The 21,267-nt window shown below is 32.5% G+C and carries 30 protein-coding genes; 28 read left to right on the top strand and 2 right to left on the bottom strand.

The window, feature by feature from the left end:
• Positions 1 to 30: 30 nt before the first annotated feature.
• From AJN58_RS02815 to secY, 22 genes are all read left to right on the top strand, one after another.
• Positions 31 to 792 carry a pseudouridine synthase gene (locus tag AJN58_RS02815; protein WP_002853086.1) on the top strand — a complete coding sequence of 254 codons (762 nt, stop codon included), beginning with the start codon at positions 31 to 33 and terminating at the stop codon, positions 790 to 792.
• Between the two features lie 198 nt (positions 793 to 990).
• Positions 991 to 1,302 carry a 30S ribosomal protein S10 gene (rpsJ, locus tag AJN58_RS02810; protein ID WP_002779353.1) on the top strand — a complete coding sequence of 104 codons (312 nt, stop codon included), beginning with the start codon at positions 991 to 993 and terminating at the stop codon, positions 1,300 to 1,302.
• A 9-nt stretch (positions 1,303 to 1,311) separates the two neighbouring features.
• The gene (gene rplC, locus AJN58_RS02805) at positions 1,312 to 1,887 is read left to right on the top strand and encodes a 50S ribosomal protein L3 (protein ID WP_070240244.1); all 576 of its coding nucleotides are present in this window, start codon (positions 1,312 to 1,314) and stop codon (positions 1,885 to 1,887) included.
• Positions 1,884 to 2,498, top strand: a complete 615-nt coding sequence (gene rplD, locus AJN58_RS02800; RefSeq protein WP_002829330.1) for a 50S ribosomal protein L4 — start codon at positions 1,884 to 1,886, stop codon at positions 2,496 to 2,498. The genes rplC and rplD overlap by 4 nt, the downstream gene beginning before the upstream one ends.
• 2 nt (positions 2,499 to 2,500) lie before the next feature.
• Positions 2,501 to 2,782, top strand: a complete 282-nt coding sequence (locus tag AJN58_RS02795) for a 50S ribosomal protein L23 (RefSeq protein WP_002856384.1) — start codon at positions 2,501 to 2,503, stop codon at positions 2,780 to 2,782.
• A 1-nt stretch (position 2,783) separates the two neighbouring features.
• On the top strand, positions 2,784 to 3,614 hold the full coding sequence (gene rplB / locus AJN58_RS02790; RefSeq protein ID WP_002869292.1) for a 50S ribosomal protein L2: 831 nt from the start codon (positions 2,784 to 2,786) through the stop codon (positions 3,612 to 3,614).
• A gap of 1 nt (position 3,615) precedes the next feature.
• Positions 3,616 to 3,897 carry a 30S ribosomal protein S19 gene (rpsS, locus tag AJN58_RS02785; RefSeq protein WP_002851509.1) on the top strand — a complete coding sequence of 94 codons (282 nt, stop codon included), beginning with the start codon at positions 3,616 to 3,618 and terminating at the stop codon, positions 3,895 to 3,897.
• Between the two features lie 10 nt (positions 3,898 to 3,907).
• Positions 3,908 to 4,333: a 50S ribosomal protein L22 gene (rplV, locus tag AJN58_RS02780; protein ID WP_004305840.1), complete on the top strand. Its 426-nt coding sequence runs from the start codon at positions 3,908 to 3,910 to the stop codon at positions 4,331 to 4,333.
• A complete protein-coding gene (gene rpsC / locus AJN58_RS02775) occupies positions 4,333 to 5,034 on the top strand; it encodes a 30S ribosomal protein S3 (RefSeq protein ID WP_002851138.1) in 702 nt (233 codons plus the stop codon). The genes rplV and rpsC overlap by 1 nt, the downstream gene beginning before the upstream one ends.
• A 2-nt stretch (positions 5,035 to 5,036) precedes the next feature.
• Positions 5,037 to 5,462, top strand: a complete 426-nt coding sequence (rplP, locus tag AJN58_RS02770) for a 50S ribosomal protein L16 (RefSeq protein WP_002779441.1) — start codon at positions 5,037 to 5,039, stop codon at positions 5,460 to 5,462.
• Entirely contained in the window at positions 5,449 to 5,634 is a 186-nt protein-coding gene (gene rpmC, locus AJN58_RS02765; protein ID WP_002851566.1) for a 50S ribosomal protein L29, read from the top strand. Before rplP ends, rpmC begins: the two co-directional genes overlap by 14 nt.
• Positions 5,635 to 5,645: 11 nt before the next feature.
• Entirely contained in the window at positions 5,646 to 5,897 is a 252-nt protein-coding gene (gene rpsQ, locus AJN58_RS02760) for a 30S ribosomal protein S17 (RefSeq protein ID WP_002851549.1), read from the top strand.
• Positions 5,897 to 6,265, top strand: a complete 369-nt coding sequence (gene rplN, locus AJN58_RS02755; protein ID WP_002779438.1) for a 50S ribosomal protein L14 — start codon at positions 5,897 to 5,899, stop codon at positions 6,263 to 6,265. The genes rpsQ and rplN overlap by 1 nt, the downstream gene beginning before the upstream one ends.
• Complete coding sequence (gene rplX / locus AJN58_RS02750) at positions 6,265 to 6,498, top strand: 50S ribosomal protein L24 (RefSeq protein WP_070248637.1); 234 nt, start codon at positions 6,265 to 6,267, stop codon at positions 6,496 to 6,498. Before rplN ends, rplX begins: the two co-directional genes overlap by 1 nt.
• A 3-nt stretch (positions 6,499 to 6,501) precedes the next feature.
• A complete protein-coding gene (rplE, locus tag AJN58_RS02745; RefSeq protein ID WP_002851453.1) occupies positions 6,502 to 7,047 on the top strand; it encodes a 50S ribosomal protein L5 in 546 nt (181 codons plus the stop codon).
• 1 nt (position 7,048) lies between these two features.
• Entirely contained in the window at positions 7,049 to 7,234 is a 186-nt protein-coding gene (locus AJN58_RS02740; protein WP_002851478.1) for a type Z 30S ribosomal protein S14, read from the top strand.
• 9 nt (positions 7,235 to 7,243) lie between these two features.
• On the top strand, positions 7,244 to 7,639 hold the full coding sequence (rpsH, locus tag AJN58_RS02735; RefSeq protein WP_002860830.1) for a 30S ribosomal protein S8: 396 nt from the start codon (positions 7,244 to 7,246) through the stop codon (positions 7,637 to 7,639).
• Between the two features lie 78 nt (positions 7,640 to 7,717).
• Complete coding sequence (gene rplF, locus AJN58_RS02730; protein WP_004305835.1) at positions 7,718 to 8,254, top strand: 50S ribosomal protein L6; 537 nt, start codon at positions 7,718 to 7,720, stop codon at positions 8,252 to 8,254.
• Between the two features lie 9 nt (positions 8,255 to 8,263).
• Positions 8,264 to 8,620: a 50S ribosomal protein L18 gene (gene rplR, locus AJN58_RS02725; protein WP_044778598.1), complete on the top strand. Its 357-nt coding sequence runs from the start codon at positions 8,264 to 8,266 to the stop codon at positions 8,618 to 8,620.
• 11 nt (positions 8,621 to 8,631) lie between these two features.
• A complete protein-coding gene (rpsE, locus tag AJN58_RS02720; protein WP_002779428.1) occupies positions 8,632 to 9,075 on the top strand; it encodes a 30S ribosomal protein S5 in 444 nt (147 codons plus the stop codon).
• 4 nt (positions 9,076 to 9,079) lie between these two features.
• A complete protein-coding gene (rplO, locus tag AJN58_RS02715) occupies positions 9,080 to 9,472 on the top strand; it encodes a 50S ribosomal protein L15 (protein WP_002868266.1) in 393 nt (130 codons plus the stop codon).
• Positions 9,472 to 10,737, top strand: a complete 1,266-nt coding sequence (gene secY, locus AJN58_RS02710; RefSeq protein WP_070274845.1) for a preprotein translocase subunit SecY — start codon at positions 9,472 to 9,474, stop codon at positions 10,735 to 10,737. The genes rplO and secY overlap by 1 nt, the downstream gene beginning before the upstream one ends.
• A gap of 27 nt (positions 10,738 to 10,764) precedes the next feature.
• Here the strand turns inward: secY and AJN58_RS02705 are convergent, their stop codons facing one another.
• Complete coding sequence (locus AJN58_RS02705; RefSeq protein ID WP_070210590.1) at positions 10,765 to 12,036, bottom strand: MFS transporter; 1,272 nt, start codon at positions 12,034 to 12,036, stop codon at positions 10,765 to 10,767.
• A gap of 174 nt (positions 12,037 to 12,210) precedes the next feature.
• Between AJN58_RS02705 and topA the strand changes: the two genes are divergently transcribed.
• The 6 genes from topA (at position 12,211) to AJN58_RS02675 (ending at position 19,341) form a co-directional block, all read left to right on the top strand.
• Positions 12,211 to 14,313: a type I DNA topoisomerase gene (topA, locus tag AJN58_RS02700; RefSeq protein ID WP_070291939.1), complete on the top strand. Its 2,103-nt coding sequence runs from the start codon at positions 12,211 to 12,213 to the stop codon at positions 14,311 to 14,313.
• Between the two features lies 1 nt (position 14,314).
• On the top strand, positions 14,315 to 15,151 hold the full coding sequence (locus AJN58_RS02695) for a biotin synthase (RefSeq protein ID WP_070210588.1): 837 nt from the start codon (positions 14,315 to 14,317) through the stop codon (positions 15,149 to 15,151).
• Positions 15,132 to 16,307 carry a cation:proton antiporter gene (locus tag AJN58_RS02690; RefSeq protein ID WP_060816449.1) on the top strand — a complete coding sequence of 392 codons (1,176 nt, stop codon included), beginning with the start codon at positions 15,132 to 15,134 and terminating at the stop codon, positions 16,305 to 16,307. The genes AJN58_RS02695 and AJN58_RS02690 overlap by 20 nt, the downstream gene beginning before the upstream one ends.
• Before the next feature lie 114 nt (positions 16,308 to 16,421).
• Positions 16,422 to 17,690, top strand: coding sequence for a citrate synthase (locus tag AJN58_RS02685; protein ID WP_002922091.1), 1,269 nt, complete (start codon positions 16,422 to 16,424; stop codon positions 17,688 to 17,690).
• Between the two features lie 79 nt (positions 17,691 to 17,769).
• Complete coding sequence (locus AJN58_RS02680) at positions 17,770 to 18,534, top strand: 3'(2'),5'-bisphosphate nucleotidase CysQ (protein ID WP_070278383.1); 765 nt, start codon at positions 17,770 to 17,772, stop codon at positions 18,532 to 18,534.
• 39 nt (positions 18,535 to 18,573) lie between these two features.
• Positions 18,574 to 19,341, top strand: coding sequence for a hypothetical protein (locus AJN58_RS02675; protein ID WP_074469934.1), 768 nt, complete (start codon positions 18,574 to 18,576; stop codon positions 19,339 to 19,341).
• Between the two features lie 3 nt (positions 19,342 to 19,344).
• Here the strand turns inward: AJN58_RS02675 and AJN58_RS02670 are convergent, their stop codons facing one another.
• Entirely contained in the window at positions 19,345 to 21,099 is a 1,755-nt protein-coding gene (locus AJN58_RS02670) for a hypothetical protein (RefSeq protein WP_070291938.1), read from the bottom strand.
• Positions 21,100 to 21,267: the final 168 nt, after the last annotated feature.

Raw genomic sequence — 21,267 nt, 5'->3', positions numbered from 1 at the left:
GGCAAAAACGCCCTTTTTAAGGAAGATCAAATGAGAATTAATAAATTTATATCCCATAACACCCGCTATTCACGCCGTGAAGCCGATGAACTTATCAAACAAGGCTTAGTAAAAATAAACAACAAAATTGCCCTTTTAAGCGATGAAGTTAAATTTGATGATAAAGTTTTTGTTAAAGGTAAAAGAGTACAAAAAAGAACGCAATTTAGCGTGATAATCTACCATAAACAAAAAGGTGAAATTGTCAGTAAAAAAGACGATCGTGGAAGAAAAACTATATATGATACCTTGCCAAGACAATTTAGCACTTGGCTTAGCGTAGGCAGGCTGGATTATGCAAGTGAAGGCTTACTTTTACTTACAGATTCTCCTGTGATTGCCGATGCTTTAATGCATAGCGATTTAGAAAGAGAATACTACCTTAAAGTTAAAGGCACGGTGAGCAAACAAGTCATCGAAGCCATGCAAAATGGACTTGAGATTAAAAATGAAAAAAAAGGCGCGCATGCAAAAACTAAAATTACCTCTATGAGTTTTGCTCCTTTTATAGACTTTGAAATTTTTGGATCAAGTGGAGGCTATACTAAGCTTAGAGTGGTTATAAATGAAGGTAAAAATAGAGAGCTTAGACGCTTTTTTGGACATTTTGATCTTGAGGTTATGGATCTTAAGCGTGTTGCTTTTGGGGCTTTAGATCTTGGTATGTTAAAGGCGGGAAAACACCGTTATTTAGAAAATGGCGAATATGAAAAATTAAGAGATTTTTTGAAATTTAATGAAATAAGATATTGATCATTATATACAAAAATTTAAAAAATAATGATAATTTTTAAATTCTAAAAATTCTATTATTATCCTTTTTAAAAGGAAAATAATAGAAAAATTTCATCAAATTCCTTGACTTTGAAAACAAGATTTTATATACTCTCATTTCAATTTTTATAAAGTTGGTTAGTTTTTAACTAACGAGTTCTTTTTAAAGGAAATATTATGGAAAGAATTAGGCTTAAGCTAAAAGCTTATGACCATCGAGTACTAGACAGAACAGTTGCAGCAATCGTAGAAGCTGTTAAAAGAACAGGTGCGGATATCAGAGGTCCGATACCAATGCCTACTAAAATCAAACGCTATACAGTTTTAAAATCTCCACACATTAACAAAGATTCTCGTGAGCAGTTTGAGATAAGAATTCACGCGCGTATGCTAGATATAGTAGCAGCGACTCCAGATACAGTTGATTCTTTAACTAAGCTTGATTTAGCGCCAGAAGTAAGCGTTGAAGTAAGAGCTATGGGTAAGTAAGGATAAGATATGGAATATATTGTAGAAAAAATCGGAATGAGCAGAACAATTACTAATCCAAGTATCGCTGTAACTTTACTAAGAGTTGTAAATGCAAAAGTATGTGAAGTTGAAGGCGGAAAGGCTTTAGTAGCATATCCAAAAGGTAAAGCAAGTAATAAATGTGTCGCAGGACAACAAAAAAAGTATAATCTTTCTGCAGAATACAATAGATTTGCGACTTTAGAAGTAGCAAATACTGAAGCAGGAGATTTAGATGAAACTCCATTAAATGAAGCAAAAATTTTAAAAGTAAGCTTTAACACCAAAGGTAGAGGTTATAGCGGTGTTATGAAAAGACATAACTTTGCAGGGGGTCCAGCAAGTCACGGTTCGAGATTTCATAGACGCCACGGATCTATTGGTAATAGAGAATGGCCAGGTCGTGTTCAACCAGGTATGAAAATGGCAGGACACTATGGAAATACTAAAGTAACCGTTAAAAACGAAGTTGTATCTTATGATTCTGAAAACAAAATTTTAGTAGTTAAGGGTGCAGTACCAGGTTATAATGGTGCTATGGGTAAAATAAGGATTGCAAAATGAGTAAAGTAGTTGTTTTAAATGATAAATTAGAAAAAGCAGGTGAACTTGATTTACCTTCAAAATATGCGGAAGTAAATCCACACAATCTTTACTTATATGTAAAATCTTACCTTGCAAGTTTAAGAGCAAATACAGCTCATACTAAAGGTAGAAGTGATGTAAGCGGTGGTGGTAAAAAACCTTGGAGACAAAAAGGTCGTGGCGGTGCTAGAGCGGGTTCAACAAGAACTAACGTTTGGGTAGGCGGTGCGGTTGCTTTTGGTCCAACAAATGAAAGAAACTACTTCCAAAAAGTAAATAAAAAACAAAAAAGATTGGCGCTTGAAAGAGCTTTAGCAGATAAAGCAGCTAAAGGTGTGTTATTTACTGCTGATTCTTTGGCTATTGAAAGTGGTAAAACAAAAGATGCAAACGCTGTGATTAAAAAACTTGGCGTCAAAGATGCTTTAATCGTTAAAGATTTACTAGATGAAAAAACACTTTTAGCTTACAGAAATTTAGCAAATTGCTATGTAGTTGATGTAACTGAAGTAAATGCTTATTTAGTATCTGTATTTAATGCTGTTATCATAGAAAAATCAGCGTTAGAATCTATTACAAAAGAGGGATAATTATGGCAGATATTACTGATATAAAGACTATACTTTACACAGAAAAAAGTTTGAATTTGCAAGAGCAAGGTGTCGTAGTTATTCAAACTTCACCAAAGATGACTAAAACAGGCTTAAAAGCGGTTTTAAAAGAGTATTTTGGTGTAACTCCAAAAAGCATCAATTCATTAAGAATGGATGGAAAAGTTAAGCGTTTTAGAGGTCGTTTAGGTCAAAGAAACGATTACAAAAAATTCTATGTTAAGCTACCTGAAGGTGTTAGCTTAGAAAATACGGAGGCTTAAGATGGCAATTAAAACTTATAAACCATATACTCCAAGTAGAAGATATATCACAGGTTTAAGTTCTGAAGATATTACAGCTAAACCAAGTGTGCGCTCACTACTTGTTAAACTTCCAGTGCACGCAGGTCGTAATAGCTATGGAAGAATTACAAGTCGTCATAAAGAAGCGGGTGCTAAAAAACTTTACAGAATTATTGATTTTAAACGCCGTAAATTTGGTATAGAAGGCAAAGTAGAAGCAATCGAGTATGATCCATATAGAAATTGTAGAATTGCTTTGATTGCTTATAAAGATGGGGAAAAAAGATATATTCTTCAACCACGTGGATTAAGCGTTGGCGATATTGTTGCAGCTGCTGAAAGCGGACTTGATATTAAACCAGGTAACGCAATGAAACTTAAAAACATTCCTGTGGGTACTATTGTTCATAATGTTGAGTTAAAGCCAGGTAAAGGCGGTCAAATGATTCGTTCTGCGGGTGCTTACGCACAACTTATGGGTAAAGAAGAAAAATATGTTATTTTAAGACTTGCAAGCGGCGAAATGAGACAAGTTTTAGCTGAATGTATGGCAAGTATCGGCGAAGTAGGTAACGAAGAATGGGCTAATGTAACTATCGGTAAAGCAGGTAGAAATCGCCATAGAGGTATCCGTCCACAAACTCGTGGTTCTGCTATGAACCCAGTAGATCACCCGCACGGTGGGGGTGAAGGTAAGAAAAATTCAGGCCGTCATCCAGTAACTCCATGGGGTAAACCAACCAAAGGTGCGAAAACTCGTCGTAAAAAAGCTAGCGATAAGCTAATAATTTCAAGAAGAAAAGGAAAGTAAGATGGCTAGATCACTAAAAAAAGGTCCTTTTGTTGATGATCATGTAATGAAAAAAGTCATCGCTGCTAAAAAGGCTAATGATAATAAACCAATTAAAACTTGGTCAAGAAGAAGCACAATTACTCCTGATATGATAGGACTTACATTTAATGTTCATAATGGTAAAAGCTTTATTCCAGTTTATATTACTGAAAATCATATCGGTTATAAGCTTGGTGAATTTGCTCCAACACGCACATTTAAAGGGCATAAAGGCTCTGTGCAAAAGAAAATTGGTAAGTAAGGGATAAGATATGAGTAAAGCATTAATTAAATTCATAAGATTATCTCCAACTAAAGCAAGATTGATTGCTAGGGAAGTTCAGGGGATGAATGCAGAATTAGCTATGGCTAGTTTAAAATTTATGCCAAATAAAGGTGCAAAATATATCGCAAACGCAATTTCAAGTGCAGTAGCAAATGGTGGCTTTGAAGCAAACGAAGTGGTTGTAAAAAGTTGTCGCGTGGATGCAGCTGCGGTGTTGAAAAGATTTAGACCAAGAGCTAGAGGAAGTGCAAGTCGTATTAGAAAACCAACTTCACATATTTTAGTAGAAGTGGCAAAAGCAGAAGTGAAAGCTGAAGAGAAAAAAGCAGTAGCTAAAAAAACTACTACAACAAAAGCTCCAGCTAAAAAAACAACAAGCACTAAAAAAGCAACAGCGAAAAAGGAAAGCTAATGGGACAAAAAGTTAATCCAATTGGTCTAAGACTAGGAATCAATAGAAACTGGGAATCAAGATGGTTTCCAACTAAAGCAAATTTAGTAGAAAATATCGGTGAAGATTACAAAATCAGAGCTTTCTTAAAAAGAAAACTTTATTACGCAGGAATTAGCCAAATTTTAGTAGAAAGAACTGCTAAAAAACTTCGCGTTACTGTAGTTGCTGCAAGACCAGGTATCATCATCGGTAAAAAAGGTAGTGATGTTGATAATTTAAGAAAAGAATTGCAAGATTTAATCGGTAAAGATGTAAATATCAATATCAAAGAAGAAAGAAAAGCAGGAGCTTCAGCTCAACTTGCTGCTGAAAGTGTTGCAACTCAACTTGAAAAAAGAATTGCTTTTAGAAGAGCAATGAAAAAAGTAATTCAAGGCGCGCAAAAAGCAGGCGCTAAAGGGATTAAAGTTTCAGTTTCTGGTCGTTTAGGCGGTGCTGAAATGGCAAGAACAGAATGGTATCTTGAAGGACGCGTTCCACTTCATACTTTAAGAGCAAAAATCGATTATGGTTTTGCAGAAGCTAGAACTACTTATGGAAACATAGGGGTTAAAGTATGGATCTTTAAAGGTGAGGTATTACACAAAGGTATGCAACCTGAAAAAACTGAAGAAAGTGCTCCAGCTAAAAAGCCAAGACGCACAAGAAGGGGTAAATAATCATGTTAATGCCAAAAAGAACTAAATATCGCAAAATGATGAAAGGGCGTAACAGAGGTTATGCTAATCGTGGAACAGAATTTACTTTTGGTGAATTTGCATTAAAAGCAACTGAAGCAGGACGCATTAACTCACGCCAAATCGAAGCAGCGCGTATTGCTTTAACTCGTTTCGTTAAAAGACAAGGAAAAACTTGGATTAGAGTTTTCCCAGATAAGCCTTTGACAAAAAAACCTTTAGAAACTCGTATGGGTAAAGGTAAAGGTGCTGTTGAGGAATGGGTAATGAATATCAAGCCAGGCCGTATCATTTATGAAATGGCAGGAGTAAGCGAAGAAATGGCAAGAGAAGCATTGACTTTAGCTATGCATAAACTTCCATTTAAAACTAAGTTTGTTACAAGAGAGAGCCAAAATGAAATATACTGAGATTAAAGATAAAACAGCAGCTGAGCTTGCAACAATGCTAAAAGAAAAAAAGGTGCTTTTATTCACTTTAAAACAAAAGCTAAAAACAATGCAACTTACTAATCCAAAAGAGATTAGCCAAGTAAAAAAAGACATTGCTAGAATAAATACAGCAATTAACGCTTTAAGATAAGGATAGAGAAAATGGCATTTAAAAGAGAAATTCAAGGCGTTGTTGTTAAAATCGCTGGTGAAAAAACCGCAAGTGTTTTGGTTGAAAGAAAAGTGGTTCATCCAAGATATAGAAAAATTGTTAAACGCTTTAAAAAATATCTAATTCATGATGAGAGAAATGAAGTTAAAGTGGGTGATACTGTTGTTGCAGTAGAATGCAGACCACTTTCAAAAAGAAAATCATTTCGCTTAAAATCTGTATTAGCTACAGGAGTTGAGTAATGATTCAAAGTTTTACAAGACTTGCAGTTGCTGATAATAGCGGTGCAAAAGAATTAATGTGTATCAAGGTTTTAGGGGGTAGCAAAAGAAGATACGCTACCGTAGGTGATGTAATCGTTGCATCTGTTAAAAAAGCTTTACCAAATGGAAAAGTTAAAAAAGGTCAAGTGGTAAAAGCGGTTATCGTTAGAACTAAAAAAGAAATTCATAGAGATAATGGTTCTTTGATTCGTTTTGATGAAAATGCTGCGGTTATTCTTGACAACAAAAGAGAGCCTATCGGAACTCGTATCTTTGGGCCAGTGGGCAGAGAAGTTAGATATGGTGGCTTTATGAAAATCGTTTCACTAGCACCGGAGGTATTATAATGGCGGTTAAATTAAAAATCAAAAAAGGTGATAGCGTTAAGGTTATCACAGGCGATGATAAAGGTAAAATAGGTAAAGTTTTAGCGGTATATCCAAAAACACTTAAAGTGGTAGTTGAAGGATGTAAAATCGCTAAAAAAGCTATTAAGCCGAGTGAGAAAAACCCAAATGGTGGTTTTATCAATAAAGAAATGCCAATGGATATTTCCAATGTGGCAAAAGTTCAGGAGTAAGCGATGATGAGATTAAAAGAAAAATACAATCAAAGCATTAAACCTGCATTGGTTAAAGAATTTGATATTAAAAATCCTATGCTTATCCCTGTGATCGAAAAAGTAGTTATCAGTGTAGGTGCTGGTGAGTTGGCTAAAGATCAAAAAGTATTGCAAAATGTTGCAGATACTATTTCTTTAATTGCAGGACAAAAGGCTGTGATTACTAAAGCTAAAAAATCAGTTGCAGGATTTAAAGTTCGCGAAGGTTTTCCTGTGGGTGTAATGGTAACTTTAAGAAAAGAAAATATGTATGCTTTTCTTGATAAATTAATTTCTATTGCTTTGCCAAGGGTGAAAGACTTTAGAGGTTTAAGTAGAGATGGTTTTGATGGACGCGGAAACTATAACTTCGGTCTTGATGAGCAGTTGATGTTCCCAGAAGTGGAGTATGATAAAATTTTAAGAACTCATGGTATGAATATTTCTATAGTTACAACAGCACAAAATGACAAACAGGCACAAAAGTTATTAGAACTTATCGGTGTGCCATTTACAAAAGGAAAGTAAGATGGCTAAAAAATCAATGATTGCAAAAGCGGCACGCAAGCCTAAATTTAAGGTTAGAGCTTATACGAGATGCCAAATTTGTGGGCGTCCGCATTCGGTTTATAGAGATTTTGGAATTTGCAGAGTTTGCTTAAGAAAAATGGGCAATGAAGGTTTGATTCCAGGCCTTAAGAAAGCAAGTTGGTAAGGATAAAATATGATAAATGATATTATTTCAGATTCACTCACTCGTATCAGAAATGCAGGAATGAGAAAGCTTGAAACAACCAAGCTTTTACATTCTAAAGTTGTAGAAGCTTTAGTTGGAATTTTTCAAGCTAAGGGCTATATTGAGAGTTTTAATGTTATTGAAGAAGATAAAAAGAAATTTATCAATGTAGTTTTAAAATACGATGAAAAAGGTAAGAGTGTTATCAATGAGCTTAAAAGAATTTCTAAGCCTGGTCGTCGTGTTTATAAAGGTAAAGATGAAATCAAGCGTTTTAAAAACGGTTATGGTACTATCGTAGTTAGCACAAGTCGTGGCGTTTTAGCTAATGATGAAGCTTATAAAGCAGGTGTTGGCGGCGAAATTTTATGTACTATTTGGTAAAAAATCTGCTTTTTATGGCATTGGGTATCCATTCTTTTAAAAAAGTAGAAATATCCTAGACAAATAAAAAGGAAAAATATGTCTCGTATAGGTAAACAACCGATTGCTATTCCAGCAGGAGTAGAAGTAAAATTAGAAGGAAATTTGCTTAAATTTAAAAAAGGAAATTTGGCAAAAGAACTTGATACTAAAGCAAATGTAAATGTTGAGATTAAAGATAATAATATTCTTTTTTCTCCAAAAGGTGAAGATAGACAAAGTAGAGCTTATTGGGGAACTTACAGAGCTTTAGCTTACAATATCGTTGTAGGTTTAACTCAAGGTTTTTCAAAAACTCTTGAAATCAATGGAGTTGGTTATAAAGCAGCTTTAAAAGGTAAAGTTTTAGAACTAAGCCTTGGTTTTTCTCATCCTATTAATTATGATATTCCAGAAGGAATTGAAATTGTAGTGGATAAAAATACTATTACAGTTAAAGGAAGTGATAAACAAGTTGTAGGTCAAGTTGCTGCTCAAATTCGTGAATTTAGACCACCAGAGCCATATAAAGGAAAAGGCGTTAAGTATTCTGATGAACGCATTATCCGCAAAGCTGGTAAGACATCTAAGAAGTAAGGGTAGAATATGAGAGCAAATGTATTAAAAAGAAAACTAACTTTAAGAATCAAAAGAAAAAAAAGAATTAGAGCGAAAATTTCAGGTTGTGAAAATTTTCCAAGAATTTCTGTATTTAAATCGAACAGAACTCTATATATCCAAGCGATTGATGATGCAAAAGCTGTAACTTTAGCAGCAGTTGATGGACGCAAACTTGGCGTTAAAGCAAATAAAGAAGGCGCTAAAAAAATCGCTGCTGAATTTGCTAAAACTTTAAAAACTAAAAAGATAGAACAAGCTGTTTTTGATAGAAATGGTTATGTATATCATGGTGTTATTGCAGTTTTAGCTGAATCTTTAAGAGAAAATGGCATTAGGCTATAAGGGGTAAATCGATGGAAAAATATAATAGAGAAGAATTTGAAGAAGTAATCGTCGATATCGGCAGAGTTACTAAGGTTGTTAAAGGTGGTAGAAGATTTAGATTTACTGCTTTAGTTATCGTTGGAAACCGCAAAGGTTTGGTAGGTGTTGGTTATGGTAAGGCTAAGGAAGTTCCAGATGCTATCCGTAAAGCTGTTGACGATGCGTTTAAAAATATCGTTGAAGTTAAAACTAAAGGCTCAACTATCGCTCATGATGTAGAGGTAAAATACAACGCAAGTAGAATTTTACTTAAACCAGCTAGTGAAGGTACAGGAGTTATCGCGGGTGGTTCTACACGCCCTATCGTCGAGCTTGCAGGTATTAAAGACATCTTAACCAAGTCTTTGGGTTCAAATAATTCAGCTAATGTGGTTCGTGCTACAATCAAAGCTTTAACAATGTTAAAAGGATAAGAAGATGAATTTAACAAAAGCAGCGGGTTCAACGCATAAAACTAAAAGAATTGGTCGTGGTCAAGGTTCTGGCATGGGTAAGACTGCTACTAAAGGGGGTAAAGGTCAAACTGCTAGAAAAGGCTATAATGAAAAAAGAGGTTTTGAAGGGGGTCAACAACCACTTCAAAGAAGACTACCAAAAGTAGGTTTTACTTCTAAAATTCAAAAACCTTATGTAATCAATGTTGAAAAAATCACAGCTGTAAAAGAGCTTAGTGAAATTACATTTGAGAGCATTAAAAGTGTTCACAAAATTTCAAAATCTGTGAATAAAATCAAATTAATTGGTGTAAGTGCAAAAGACTTAGTATCAAAAATCAAAGACGAGAATATTAGCGTCACCGGATCAAAATAATGAATAGAGCATTGACGAATAAGATTTTAATCACCTTAGCATTTTTGTTTGCTTATAGGGTTCTGGCTTATGTGCCAGTTCCTGGCGTCAATGCTGATGTGATTGCGGAATTTTTTAATAACAATCAAAACAATGCTTTGGGTTTATTTAATGTTTTTAGTGGTGGAGCGGCTGAACGCTTTTCTATCATTTCTTTAGGTATTATGCCTTATATTACTGCTTCTATTATTATGGAGCTTCTTGCAGCAACTTTTCCAAATATTGGTAAGATGAAAAAAGAGCGTGATAGTATGCAAAAATATATGCAAATTATCCGTTATGCGACTATTGTGATTACTTTGGTTCAAAGTATAGGCGTTGCTATAGGTTTGCAAAGCTTACATGGTCGTGGTGGCGCAGGGGCTATAATGGTGGAAGATTTAAATATGTTTATCGCACTTTGTGCTATTTCTATGCTTGCAGGAACTATGCTTTTAATGTGGCTTGGCGAACAAATTACACAAAGAGGTATAGGAAATGGTATTTCTTTAATCATTTTTGCAGGTATTGTTTCAGGTATTCCAAGAGCGATTTCAGGAACTGTAGGACAAATTAATTCAGGTGAGATGAATTTCTTAACCGCTTTTGCAATTTTTGCTTTGATTTTAATCACTATAGGCGTGATTATTTATGTAGAACTTGGAGAAAGAAGAATTCCTATTTCTTATTCTCGTAAAGTTGTAATGCAAAATCAAAACAAACGCATTATGAATTATATTCCTATTAAACTCAATCTTAGTGGAGTTATTCCACCGATTTTTGCTAGTGCGATTTTGATGTTTCCAACAACGATTTTACAAACTAGTATAAATCCTTATCTACAAGCCATTAATGACTTTTTAAATCCAAATGGTTATTTGTTTCATGTTTTAACTTTCTTGTTTGTAATTTTCTTTGCTTATTTTTATGCTTCTATTGTATTTAACGCTAAAGACATAGCAGAAAATTTGAAAAAGCAAGGCGGTTTTATCCCTGGAATTCGTCCAGGTGAAGGAACTTCAAATTATCTTAATGAAGTGGCTTCTCGTTTAACTTTATCAGGTTCTATTTATTTAGGGCTTGTTGCAACCTTGCCTTGGGTTTTGGTGAAATTTATGGGTGTGCCTTTTCATTTTGGCGGTACTTCTGTACTTATTGTAGTTCAAGTAGCGCTTGATACAATGAGAAAAATTGAAGCTCAAATTTATATGAGTAAATACCAAACTTTAAGTGCAGTAGGTTTGTAATAAATAAAATTAGCAAGATTTTTCTTGCTAATTTATCCTAGGTTTTTGCTTTAAAAATAAAAACACAATGCACACTATAAAAATTACTATTGACCATATTAAAAAAGCATCTACAAGACCCATTTGCCTAACGATAGGTTGAGAGATAATAGGACTTAAAAATTGTCCTAAAAATATACAACTTGCTAAAATTCCATAAGCCCTAGCGCGAGCATTTTCAGGACAGATTGAAAAAAGATAAGCCGTATTATTTACAAGCATAATACCTCCGCCCATTCCAAGCAAAGCTAAGGCGATTAAAACTGTGAAAAAGCTATCTACTAAAAAAAGCAGCAAAAAAGAACAAGATACGATAAAAAGAGTTAAAACATAGATAGTTTTAATACTTAAGAATTTTATAATATATCTATAGCTTAGAGAGAAAAAACCATAACATAGTGCAGACACAGACATCGAAATACCTATATATTTAGGGTCCAATCTTAAATGTTCTTCTATATAGTAAGGAAGTTGAGTTGGCGAAATATAATAAACTACCATGATAAAAAAACCTATAAAATAGATAGGGAAAAATTGCCAATAATTTGTTTTTGCTTCTATTTTTGTATGATTATAGAATTTAAATTTTCTAGGTTCAAAAAGATAAATGATAGCCATTAAGGTAATTAAAATTCCAAGTCCATACACCAAAAAAGGATAACGCCAAGAATAACTTGAAACAAATCCCGCAATAGAAATAAAAATAGCACCCCCTACCGCACAAAAAAATCCTTGAAGACTTAAAGCATTTTCTCTGCGATTAAAGCCACCGCGACTATAATAATCTCCAAGTAAAGCCGAAGCGCCTGTCATTATAAAAGCAGTTGCCATACCAAAAATAGCTCTTGAAGTCAGTATAGCATAAATATCATTTAAGAAAAAGCCACTTACTCCAGAAATAGTCCAAACCACCATAGCTGGAAGAATGAATTTTAATTTGCCAAATTTATCCATTAAAATACCAGCGAATGGAGATAAAATGACAACAAAAATAGCAGGAATGGTTAAAACTAAGCGAACAAGTATATCAAGATGAGCTAATGTGAAACTTGAAGCAAGAGTAGCACCACTTTGGGTTAAAAGTTCTTCAAAATGTCTGTTGATAGCAGGTAGAGCAGATGAAATGACTACACTTCCTAGCATAGTCATAGCGGCCATAGAAAACACAGCTGCTTTAAATCCGGATTTTTCGGTAATTTGAATTATTTTTTTATCCATTTTTGTATCATTTGGATGAAATTTATAAGTTTTGCCATTCATAATTTTGCCTTTTTTATTTTATTATACTCCAAAAATTATGATTTGTATTTAAAATTACTTAAAATTATATTTTATTTATTTTGTTATGATAGTTTTGTTTTTAAAATATATTTTATAAGTAGAATTTTAAATAATTTTAGCTAAATTCAGCTTTTTATTTAACAAGGGTGTAAAATGAAGAAAAATTTAATCATAGTAGAATCTCCTGCAAAAGCTAAAACCATAGGAAATTTTTTGGGAAAAGATTATGAAGTGATTGCTTCTAAAGGACATATTAGAGATTTACCTAAATCAAGCTTTGGGATTAAAATAGAAGATGATGAATTTATCCCTGAGTATAGAATCACAAGCGATCATAGCGCCTTAGTTAAAGAACTTAAAAGCAAAGCCAAAGATGCCAAAGAAGTCTATCTTGCAACGGATGAGGATAGAGAAGGAGAAGCCATAGCTTATCATATTGCAAAAGCTATAGGAAAAGATGAAAACACCTTGCCACGCATCGTTTTCCATGAAATTACTAAAAGTGCTATAGAAAATGCTTTAAAAAATCCAAGAAAATTAGATATGCACTCTGTAAATGCCCAACAAACTAGACGCCTTTTAGATCGCATTGTAGGATATAAACTCAGCCCCTTATTGGGGCAAAAAATTCAAAGAGGACTTAGCGCAGGGCGTGTTCAAAGTGCGGCTTTAAAGATCATAGTCGATCGTGAAAAAGAAATTCGTGCCTTTGTACCACTGGAATATTTTAGCATAGATATGATTTTTCAAAAAGATTTGGATGCAGAACTAGTTGAGTTTGACAAAGCTAAGATAGAAAAACTTACCATTATCAACAAAGATCGTGCCAAACTTGTACTGGAAGCTTGCAAAAATGAAGCTTATGCTATAAGTGACATTGAAAGCAAAGAAAGAAAAATCGCTCCACCACCTCCTTTTATGACTTCAACTTTACAGCAAAGTGCTAGCAATCGCCTTGGTTTTAACCCTAAAAAAACCATGATGATAGCTCAAAAACTCTATGAAGGAGTAAATACTCACGAGGGCGTGATGGGGGTTATTACCTACATGAGAACTGATAGTTTAAATTTGGCCAAAGAAGCTATAGAAAATGCAAGAAAATTCATACAAGCAAATTTTGGCCAAGATTATCTTCCAAGCAAAGCAAATGTATATACTACAAAGGCCAAAGGTGCTCAAGAAGCCCATGAAGCTATACGCCCTACAAATTTAAGTTTTACCCCAGAAATTGCGGCTAAATTTTTAGACAAAGATGAGTTAAAACTTTACACACTTATTTACAATCGCTTTTTAGCCTGTCAGATGAATCCTGCTATTTCTCAAACTCAAAATGTGTTTGTAAAAAATGATAGAGCAGTTTTTAAAATAAGCGGTAGAAAAATCCTTTTTGATGGATATTATAAAGTTTATGGCGATATGGATAAGGATAAAATTTTACCAAATCTTAAAATAGGTGAAAATTTAAAAATACAAAATTTAGAAATGAGCTCACATTTTACCGAACCGCCTTCAAGGTATTCAGAAGCAGGCCTTGTAAAAAAACTTGAAAGTTTGGGTATAGGTCGCCCTTCTACTTATGCGCCAACTATTTCTATACTTACAAGCCGTGATTATGTAAAAATAGACAAAAAACAACTCATTCCTAGTGAAATCGCTTTTAATGTAACCGAAGTGCTTGAGAAAAATTTTAGCGATATAGTAGATAGTAAATTTACTTCAAACCTTGAAAACACCTTAGATGAAATCGCTGAAGATAAGGCAGATTGGCAAGAAATTTTAAAAGAATTTTACTATCCTTTTATGAGAAAAATCGAAGAAGGAAAAACAAAAATTGCTAGTCAAAAAACTGTCACAAAACTAGGTGAAAGTTGTCCTGATTGTGGCGGGGAACTTGCTATTAGAAAAGGGCGTTTTGGAGAATTTGTAGCGTGTTTAAATTTCCCAAAATGCAAGTATTCAAGAAATTTAAAAAGTGAAAGTAAAAATGAAAGCGAAAACACAGCCGCAAAAGCCAAAGCCAATGGTACAGGTATTACTTGTCCAAGTTGTCAAAAAGGTGAAATCGTAGAACGCTTTTCAAAACGCGGTAAATTTTATGGTTGTAGTGCTTATCCAAAATGCAATTTTATAAGCAAATACAAACCAAGTGAAGAAAAATGCGAAGAGTGTGGCGAAACTTTAGTGATAAAAGAGCTTAAAAAAGGTACATTCTTAGAATGCTTAAAGTGCAAAATCAAAAAAGAAATGAAGGATTAAAATGCAAATCATGCTTTGTGCTATTTCAAATATAGCGAGTGGAAATTGTTCAGAAGACTGTAAATACTGTACCCAAAGTGCCCATGTAAAAACAGATATTCAAAAATATCGTCGTAAAGAACTTTCACAAATCGTTTTAGAAGCAAAAATGGCAAAGAAAAATGAAGCCTTGGGTTTTTGTTTGGTTACAGCAGGACTTGGGATTGATGATGAAAAGCTTGAGTATGTTTGCGAAGCTGCTAAGGCTGTGCAAAAAGAAGTGCCTAACTTGCTTTTAATTGCCTGTAATGGCATGGCAAGCGTGGAGCAACTCAAAGAACTTAAAAAAGCAGGAATTTTTTCTTATAATCACAATCTTGAAACTTCTAAGGAATTTTTTCCACAAATTTGCACCACGCATACTTGGGAAAGTAGATTTCAAACCAATTTAAACGCTAAAGAAGCAGGGCTTATGCTTTGTTGTGGTGGAATCTATGGTATGGGTGAGAGTGAAGAAGATAGGCTAAGTTTTAGAAAATCTTTGCAAGAATTACAGCCTTTTTCAACGCCTATTAATTTTTTTATAGCAAATGAAAATTTAAAACTACAAGTTCCAAGACTTGGCGCTGATGAAGCTTTAAAAATCGTGCGTGATACCAAAGAGGCTTTACCGCAAAGCGTGGTAATGGTAGCAGGTGGGCGTGAAGTGGTATTACGAGAAAGACAATATGAAATTTTTCAAGCAGGTGCTGGGGCTATTGTTATAGGGGATTATTTAACCACTAAAGGTGAAGAACCAAGTCAAGATATAATAAAATTAAAAGAAATGGGATTTACTTTTGCATCAGAGTGTCATTGATCCGCAAGGTTTAATTGATCTAAAAATTCTTATTGTTATAGCTTTATGCTTACTTTTTTCTCCGCATATTGCAAAAATTTTACGCTTGCCTCTTTCGGCTACTGAAATTATTTTAGGGGCAATAATAGCGTATTTTGGTTTCATAGGAAAAAGTGAAAATTTTGCACTTTTAGCCAATGTAGGTTTTTATTATCTAATGTTTATAGCGGGCATGGAGGTAAATTTAAGAGCCTTTTTTAATATGGATAAAGAAGTTGTCAAAAAAAGTTTTTTTTATATTTTTTTACTTTACGCTTTATCTTCTTTTATAGTATGGATTTTTGGACTTTCTTTAGTATTTATTATCATTATACCTGTGATGAGTGTAGGGCTTTTATCTTTACTTTTTAAGGATTTTGGAAAAGAGTGTTATTGGCTAAATATTGCTATGATAGTAGCTACTTTAGCTGAGGTGATTTCTATTGTGCTTTTGACTATAGCGGGAGCTTTTTTGCGCGAAGGAACAGGTATTATTGATGTAGCGCAAAGTATTTTATATCTTAATATCTTTTTGGGACTTTGTTTGCTCGGATTTAAAATGCTTGGTGTGCTTTTTTGGTGGTATCCTCAGCTTAAAGTTGTGCTTATGCCATGGGAAGATAAAAATGAAAAAGATATAAGATTCTGTATGGCCATTTTTATACTGATTATTGTTGCTATGGTTATTACAAAACTTGAAATCGTTCTTGGCTCTTTTATAGCAGGTTCATTTATAGCTACTTTTTTTGATCATAAAAAAGATCTTGAGCACAAGCTTTCTACTTTTGGACACGGGTTTTTGATCCCTATTTTTTTTATCCATATAGGCTCAACTTTTGATCTTAAAATGATTTTAGATTATAAAATCGTTTTACAAGCATTTTTACTTATGTTTGTTATGGTGGGTTTAAGAATTTTATGTGCAAGTGTTTTTTTAAAAAGAATTGGTTTTAAAAATATGATTTTATTTGGTCTTAGTCATTCTATGCCTTTAACCTTGCTTATAGCAACAGCTACTCTGGGTTATTCGGGCAAGGTTATTGATGAGAAGCTTTATTCAGCACTTATTTTAACAGCGTTATTTGAGGCTATTATTGTTATGAGTATGATTAAATTTCTTTCTAATTCTAAAAAATGAAAGTTACTTTTTTACTCAAAAAAGCAAACAAAATCTTAAAAATTCAATAATAAAAAAACTCATAATCGTCCTTTTTTGTTAGAATTAATAAAAGTAACAATAAAAGGAGCGAAAATGTCAAATTCCGTTACTATAACCGATAATAGAAATGGAAAAAGCTATGAATTTCCTATATATGATGGTACAACTGGGCCAAGCGTTGTAGATATGTCGAGTTTTTATAAACAAACAGGAATGTTTTCTTATGATGAGGGCTTGACTTCTACAGCTACTTGTAAATCAAAAATCACTTATATTGATGGAGAAAACGGAATTTTAATGCACCGTGGCTATCCTATAGAGTGGCTTGCTGAAAACAAACTTTATTTAGATGTGGTTCATCTTTTACTTTATAAAGAATTACCTGATGCTACGCGTCTTGAAGCGTTTCGTTATGAAATGAAAAAGCGTTCTTTTATCCATGAAGGTATGCATCGTCTTTTTGATTCTTTCCCTGATAATGCTCATCCTATGGCAGTTTTACAAGGTGCTGTTTCATCGCTTAGTGCTTTTTATCCTGATCATTTAAATATGAACGTAAAAGAAGAATATATGGAAATGGCAGCTAGAATAGTAGCTAAAATCCCTACTATAGTCGCCACCGCTTATAGATATAAACATGGCTTTCCTATGGCTTATCCAAATTTAGATCGTGGTTTTACAGAAAATTTCTTATATATGTTAAGAACTTATCCTTACGATCATGTAGAGCTTAAACCTATAGAGGTAAAAGCACTTGATACAGTTTTTATGCTTCATGCAGATCATGAGCAAAATGCTTCAACTTCAACGGTTCGTGCTGTGGGTTCAACTCATGCTCATCCTTATGCCTGTATAGCAGCAGGTATTGGCGCACTTTGGGGTCATGCACATGGTGGAGCTAATGAAGGTGTTATTAGAATGCTTGAGCAAATAGGTAGTGTTGATAGGGTAGATGAATTCATCAAAAGGGCTAAGGATAAAAACGATCCTTTCCGTTTGATGGGCTTTGGGCATAGGGTTTATAAAAATTTTGATCCCAGAGCAAAAGTGCTTAAAAAACTTCGTGATCAACTTATTGATGAGTTGGATATTGATACCAATCTTATTAAAGTAGCAACGCGTATAGAAGAGATTGCTTTAAGCGATGATTATTTTGTTCAAAGAGGGCTATATCCGAATGTTGATTTTCATAGCGGACTTATTTTAAAAGCCTTAGGTATTCCAAATGAAATGTTTGCTACTTTATTTGTTATAGGACGCACCCCAGGATGGATAGCTCAGTGGATAGAACAAAAAGAGCAAGAAAGTCTTAAAATAGTCCGTCCAAGACAACTTTATTTGGGTGAAACTAGTAAAATTTAATTAAAATTTTTTGTGGAAATTAAAAATTCCACAAAATCTTCTTGTATAATTTTAAAAATCTTATAGAAAGTTTATAATCATGCTTAATCTTGATAAATTTTTAGAAATTGCTATAAATGCTAGCAATCAAGCTTCTAAGGCTATTTTAGAAGAGAGAAAAAATTTCAAAACTTGGGAAAAAGAAGATAAAAGCCCGCTTACATCAGCAGATCTTGCTTCTAATAAAATTTTAAATGATATTTTAGGTTCTACGGATATTAAAATTTTATCAGAAGAAAAATTACTCAGCAAAGAAGAATGTGAAGAATTAAAAACTTTTTGGCTTATTGATCCTCTTGATGGAACAAGTGGTTTTTTAAAAGGCAGTGATGAATTTTGCGTTATGATAAGTTTGGTTCATGACAATCGCCCTGTTTTATCGCTTATACAAAATCCATCAAAAGGTGATATGTTCTATGCTCATGCAAAAACTAAGGTTTATAAAAACGATAAACCTTTGCAAATTGACCAGCAAGAATACGAGAAAAATAAATATAAAGCCTTATTGAGTGTTAATCATCTTAGCAAAGAAGATGAAGACTTTGCAAAAGAGCATCAATTAGAAGCTATTAATATAGGCTCTGGATTGAAATTTTGTGCTATTTTAGAGGCTAAGGCAGGAGTTTATAAAAGATTTGAAAAGCTTAATATTTGGGATATTGTAGCAGGAGATTTTTTGATTAATCAAAATGGAGGATTTATGGGAGATTTTTCTAAAAAATACATTTTATATAACCCTTTAGATTATAAATCCAGTCCTTTTATTTGTGTTTCATCTATGAATTTTTTACAAGATTTTTTATAAAATAAAGAGTATAATTTTATATTTAAATAGTTTATAAGGATGAAGATGAGGTATTGTTTCATTTTGTTTTTAAGTTTAGTTTTAAGTTCTAATCTTTTGGCAAATAATTTTTCTCAGAAAAAAGTTATTAAAATTGAAAAAAACGCAGATAGTTTTGAGCTAATAGATCTAAATCAAAATGTTACAAATCCAAATCTAAATCAACAAAAAGCATTGTTTGATAGTTCTACTTTGATTGAAAAAAAATCACAAATCACCAAAGATAAAGATATTGATTTTGCTATTGTATTAACTTTTAGGAAAAATTTCGGTTATTTTTTAGATGGTTTCAGGGTGAGTGATAAGGAGTTTTCTACATTATTTGCTAAAAATTTGATTCAAAGTTTAAAGCTTAATTGGGTTAATTCTGCTGCAAATGGTATTTATCAAAGTTCTAAAACTTTGTCACATTTTAGTCCTAAAGATGCAAAACTTATAAATGTAAGTCCTTTTTTAACACAAGAAAAAGACAAGGCTAAAATGTATGCTAAATTTACAGATTATGTTGTGGTGGTAAATTTGCAAGATTTTTATGTAAATATTACAAATTATTTTATCACAACGAGTAAGGAAGGTGTGGCTAGTATTAATTTTAAAATCATTTCTACAAGTAATGGAAAAATTCTTGCAGCAAAAAATGCAAAATTAAATTTGACATTAAAAGGTCAAGATGCAAAGCAAAATTATCAAGATATTATAAACCAAATGCCAAAAATGCTAGCTGATGTTATCAAAAACCAAATTTTCCACCTAAAGCTCTTAAACTAAGCTTTAATTTAAAATATCTTTAATCAGTTTTTGCAAATTCCTTTTTGTTTCTTCTTGTTCTTTTATGATAAAACATTTTGCTTTTGGCCAAAAATAACTTTTAGGATTTTCAAATTTTCCCCAACGCCAATCAAACCTAGGATGTAAAAGAACTATAGTAGGAATATCCATAGCTAAACTTAAATGCGCTATAGCACTATCAATACTAAGCATACAGTCAATATCATATAAATAATTTAGAGTATCATTCCAATTTTTTATAAGCTTGCTTCTATCTTCTATTACCTTAGGTAATTCTTCTTTTAATTGCATTTGAAAAGAAATGATTTCATAATCTAAGTCTTTTAATACATCAAATAAAAATTCAAATTTTACATTTCTTAATAAATCAGAATTTTCAGCATTAGGAGTAGCATAAAAAATACCAAGTTTTTTTCTTTGATTATGCGGTTTTTTCTGTGGCAATATAGGTGTTTTTAATCGTAAAATCTCATCAAGCTTAATATCAATAAAAAAAGGCAAAGAACAAATAGGAATAGCATAATCAAAATTTGTAGGTAGATTTTTTAAAACCTTTACATTTTTAAAAATATCATCATTTTGATTTAAAAATTTGATTTGATTTTTAAACATTTCATACATGGCACTTTGAGGAGCAAATAAAACCTTTGAAGCGATTTTGCAAAGTTTTTCTAAGCATCTTGCATACATTATAGTATCGCCAAAGCCTTGCTCGCAAAATACTAAAACTTCTTTATTTTTAAAAGCATCAACGCCAAATTTATTAAAAGCTTTTAGGCTTTCATTATAATGATAAGTAGAAAAAGTTTCATTATGAGCATAAAATAATCTGCTTTCATAATATTTCTTGCCCTCTTCAAAATTATCATCCACTCCCATACGCATCAAAAGATAAGCCAAATCAAATTGATAGGTTGCATGAGAATCCAAGCTAAGACATTTTTTATAAGCATGATAAGCTTCTTGATAGTTTGAGTTAAATTCTAATACCTTAGCATAGTTTTGCCAAAACTGTGCATGGTGTTGATTGGCTTCTTGTAGCGATTGAAAAAGTTCTAAAGAATCAGATATTCTAAAAAGCTTAAAAAGCAAGTATGCTTTTTGGGGTAAAATTTGATGAGTTAAAAAATCTTCTATTTTAGAAATGGTAAGATTTTCTTTGGTTTTACTATGAAGCCTATCTTCGAGTTTAATTAAATTAAGATTGGTTTGTTCAGCAATGATTCCTTTTTGTAGTTTATCAATCAAATCTTGCATAAAATGACACAAGTGCTCATGTGCATTTAATGCCTTCGTAAAATCATGTTTAAAATAAATTTCTGCATAATTTTTCCATAGATTAAGATTATACATATCTTTAGAAAGTAATTCTTTGAAAATTTGTTCAGATTCTTCTAGTTTATTACTCAGTTTATAAATAAAAGCCAATTCTAACTTAAGTTCATCCTCTAAATCATCTTTGCGAGTTAAAAGTGTTTGTAATAAATTCAAGGCTTCATCAAGTCTTAAATTTTCAATATAGCTTTTAGCAAGTATAAGACCATTAAAACTTGTAGGATTTAAAGAAAAAAGCTCTTGAGCATAATATAAAGCTTTTTGAAAAAGAGAAAGTTTATAAGAAGAAAGCGTAGCAAATTCTAAAGCAAATTTTGGACTTTCTTTTAAAAATTGCTCACTCAAGTTTAAACATTTTTCATAATTAGCATTAAAATAATAATAATGAATTTTATCAAACATGATCTTCCTAGATAATAAAATTAAAATCCTATATTATCCTATAAGTTGCATAAAAAGATAATTATATTTTTATAAAATTAAATAATAAAACAAAAATAAATACAATAAAAACATCCATCCTAATAATTTTAAAATTATCAGGATGAAATTTTTAACAAGTAGGAGAGT

Origin of the sequence: Campylobacter sp. BCW_4321, assembly GCF_001763075.1 — a bacterium.
GTDB classification, from domain to species: Bacteria; Campylobacterota; Campylobacteria; order Campylobacterales; family Campylobacteraceae; genus Campylobacter_D; species Campylobacter_D jejuni.
The sequence above is the reverse complement of the archived record's forward strand: the minus strand, read 5'-3'. Positions and strand labels throughout refer to the sequence as shown.

What these genes read in the sequence shown, in the direction of transcription:
- AJN58_RS02815 (WP_002853086.1), top strand. Translation starts at nt 31, where the DNA reads ATGAGAATTAATAAATTTATATCCCATAACACCCGCTATTCACGCCGT.
- rpsJ (WP_002779353.1), top strand. Translation starts at nt 991, where the DNA reads ATGGAAAGAATTAGGCTTAAGCTAAAAGCTTATGACCATCGAGTACTA.
- rplC (WP_070240244.1), top strand. Translation starts at nt 1,312, where the DNA reads ATGGAATATATTGTAGAAAAAATCGGAATGAGCAGAACAATTACTAAT.
- rplD (WP_002829330.1), top strand. Translation starts at nt 1,884, where the DNA reads ATGAGTAAAGTAGTTGTTTTAAATGATAAATTAGAAAAAGCAGGTGAA.
- AJN58_RS02795 (WP_002856384.1), top strand. Translation starts at nt 2,501, where the DNA reads ATGGCAGATATTACTGATATAAAGACTATACTTTACACAGAAAAAAGT.
- rplB (WP_002869292.1), top strand. Translation starts at nt 2,784, where the DNA reads ATGGCAATTAAAACTTATAAACCATATACTCCAAGTAGAAGATATATC.
- rpsS (WP_002851509.1), top strand. Translation starts at nt 3,616, where the DNA reads ATGGCTAGATCACTAAAAAAAGGTCCTTTTGTTGATGATCATGTAATG.
- rplV (WP_004305840.1), top strand. Translation starts at nt 3,908, where the DNA reads ATGAGTAAAGCATTAATTAAATTCATAAGATTATCTCCAACTAAAGCA.
- rpsC (WP_002851138.1), top strand. Translation starts at nt 4,333, where the DNA reads ATGGGACAAAAAGTTAATCCAATTGGTCTAAGACTAGGAATCAATAGA.
- rplP (WP_002779441.1), top strand. Translation starts at nt 5,037, where the DNA reads ATGTTAATGCCAAAAAGAACTAAATATCGCAAAATGATGAAAGGGCGT.
- rpmC (WP_002851566.1), top strand. Translation starts at nt 5,449, where the DNA reads ATGAAATATACTGAGATTAAAGATAAAACAGCAGCTGAGCTTGCAACA.
- rpsQ (WP_002851549.1), top strand. Translation starts at nt 5,646, where the DNA reads ATGGCATTTAAAAGAGAAATTCAAGGCGTTGTTGTTAAAATCGCTGGT.
- rplN (WP_002779438.1), top strand. Translation starts at nt 5,897, where the DNA reads ATGATTCAAAGTTTTACAAGACTTGCAGTTGCTGATAATAGCGGTGCA.
- rplX (WP_070248637.1), top strand. Translation starts at nt 6,265, where the DNA reads ATGGCGGTTAAATTAAAAATCAAAAAAGGTGATAGCGTTAAGGTTATC.
- rplE (WP_002851453.1), top strand. Translation starts at nt 6,502, where the DNA reads ATGATGAGATTAAAAGAAAAATACAATCAAAGCATTAAACCTGCATTG.
- AJN58_RS02740 (WP_002851478.1), top strand. Translation starts at nt 7,049, where the DNA reads ATGGCTAAAAAATCAATGATTGCAAAAGCGGCACGCAAGCCTAAATTT.
- rpsH (WP_002860830.1), top strand. Translation starts at nt 7,244, where the DNA reads ATGATAAATGATATTATTTCAGATTCACTCACTCGTATCAGAAATGCA.
- rplF (WP_004305835.1), top strand. Translation starts at nt 7,718, where the DNA reads ATGTCTCGTATAGGTAAACAACCGATTGCTATTCCAGCAGGAGTAGAA.
- rplR (WP_044778598.1), top strand. Translation starts at nt 8,264, where the DNA reads ATGAGAGCAAATGTATTAAAAAGAAAACTAACTTTAAGAATCAAAAGA.
- rpsE (WP_002779428.1), top strand. Translation starts at nt 8,632, where the DNA reads ATGGAAAAATATAATAGAGAAGAATTTGAAGAAGTAATCGTCGATATC.
- rplO (WP_002868266.1), top strand. Translation starts at nt 9,080, where the DNA reads ATGAATTTAACAAAAGCAGCGGGTTCAACGCATAAAACTAAAAGAATT.
- secY (WP_070274845.1), top strand. Translation starts at nt 9,472, where the DNA reads ATGAATAGAGCATTGACGAATAAGATTTTAATCACCTTAGCATTTTTG.
- AJN58_RS02705 (WP_070210590.1), bottom strand. Translation starts at nt 12,036, where the DNA reads ATGAATGGCAAAACTTATAAATTTCATCCAAATGATACAAAAATGGAT.
- topA (WP_070291939.1), top strand. Translation starts at nt 12,211, where the DNA reads ATGAAGAAAAATTTAATCATAGTAGAATCTCCTGCAAAAGCTAAAACC.
- AJN58_RS02695 (WP_070210588.1), top strand. Translation starts at nt 14,315, where the DNA reads ATGCAAATCATGCTTTGTGCTATTTCAAATATAGCGAGTGGAAATTGT.
- AJN58_RS02685 (WP_002922091.1), top strand. Translation starts at nt 16,422, where the DNA reads ATGTCAAATTCCGTTACTATAACCGATAATAGAAATGGAAAAAGCTAT.
- AJN58_RS02680 (WP_070278383.1), top strand. Translation starts at nt 17,770, where the DNA reads ATGCTTAATCTTGATAAATTTTTAGAAATTGCTATAAATGCTAGCAAT.
- AJN58_RS02675 (WP_074469934.1), top strand. Translation starts at nt 18,574, where the DNA reads ATGAAGATGAGGTATTGTTTCATTTTGTTTTTAAGTTTAGTTTTAAGT.
- AJN58_RS02670 (WP_070291938.1), bottom strand. Translation starts at nt 21,099, where the DNA reads ATGTTTGATAAAATTCATTATTATTATTTTAATGCTAATTATGAAAAA.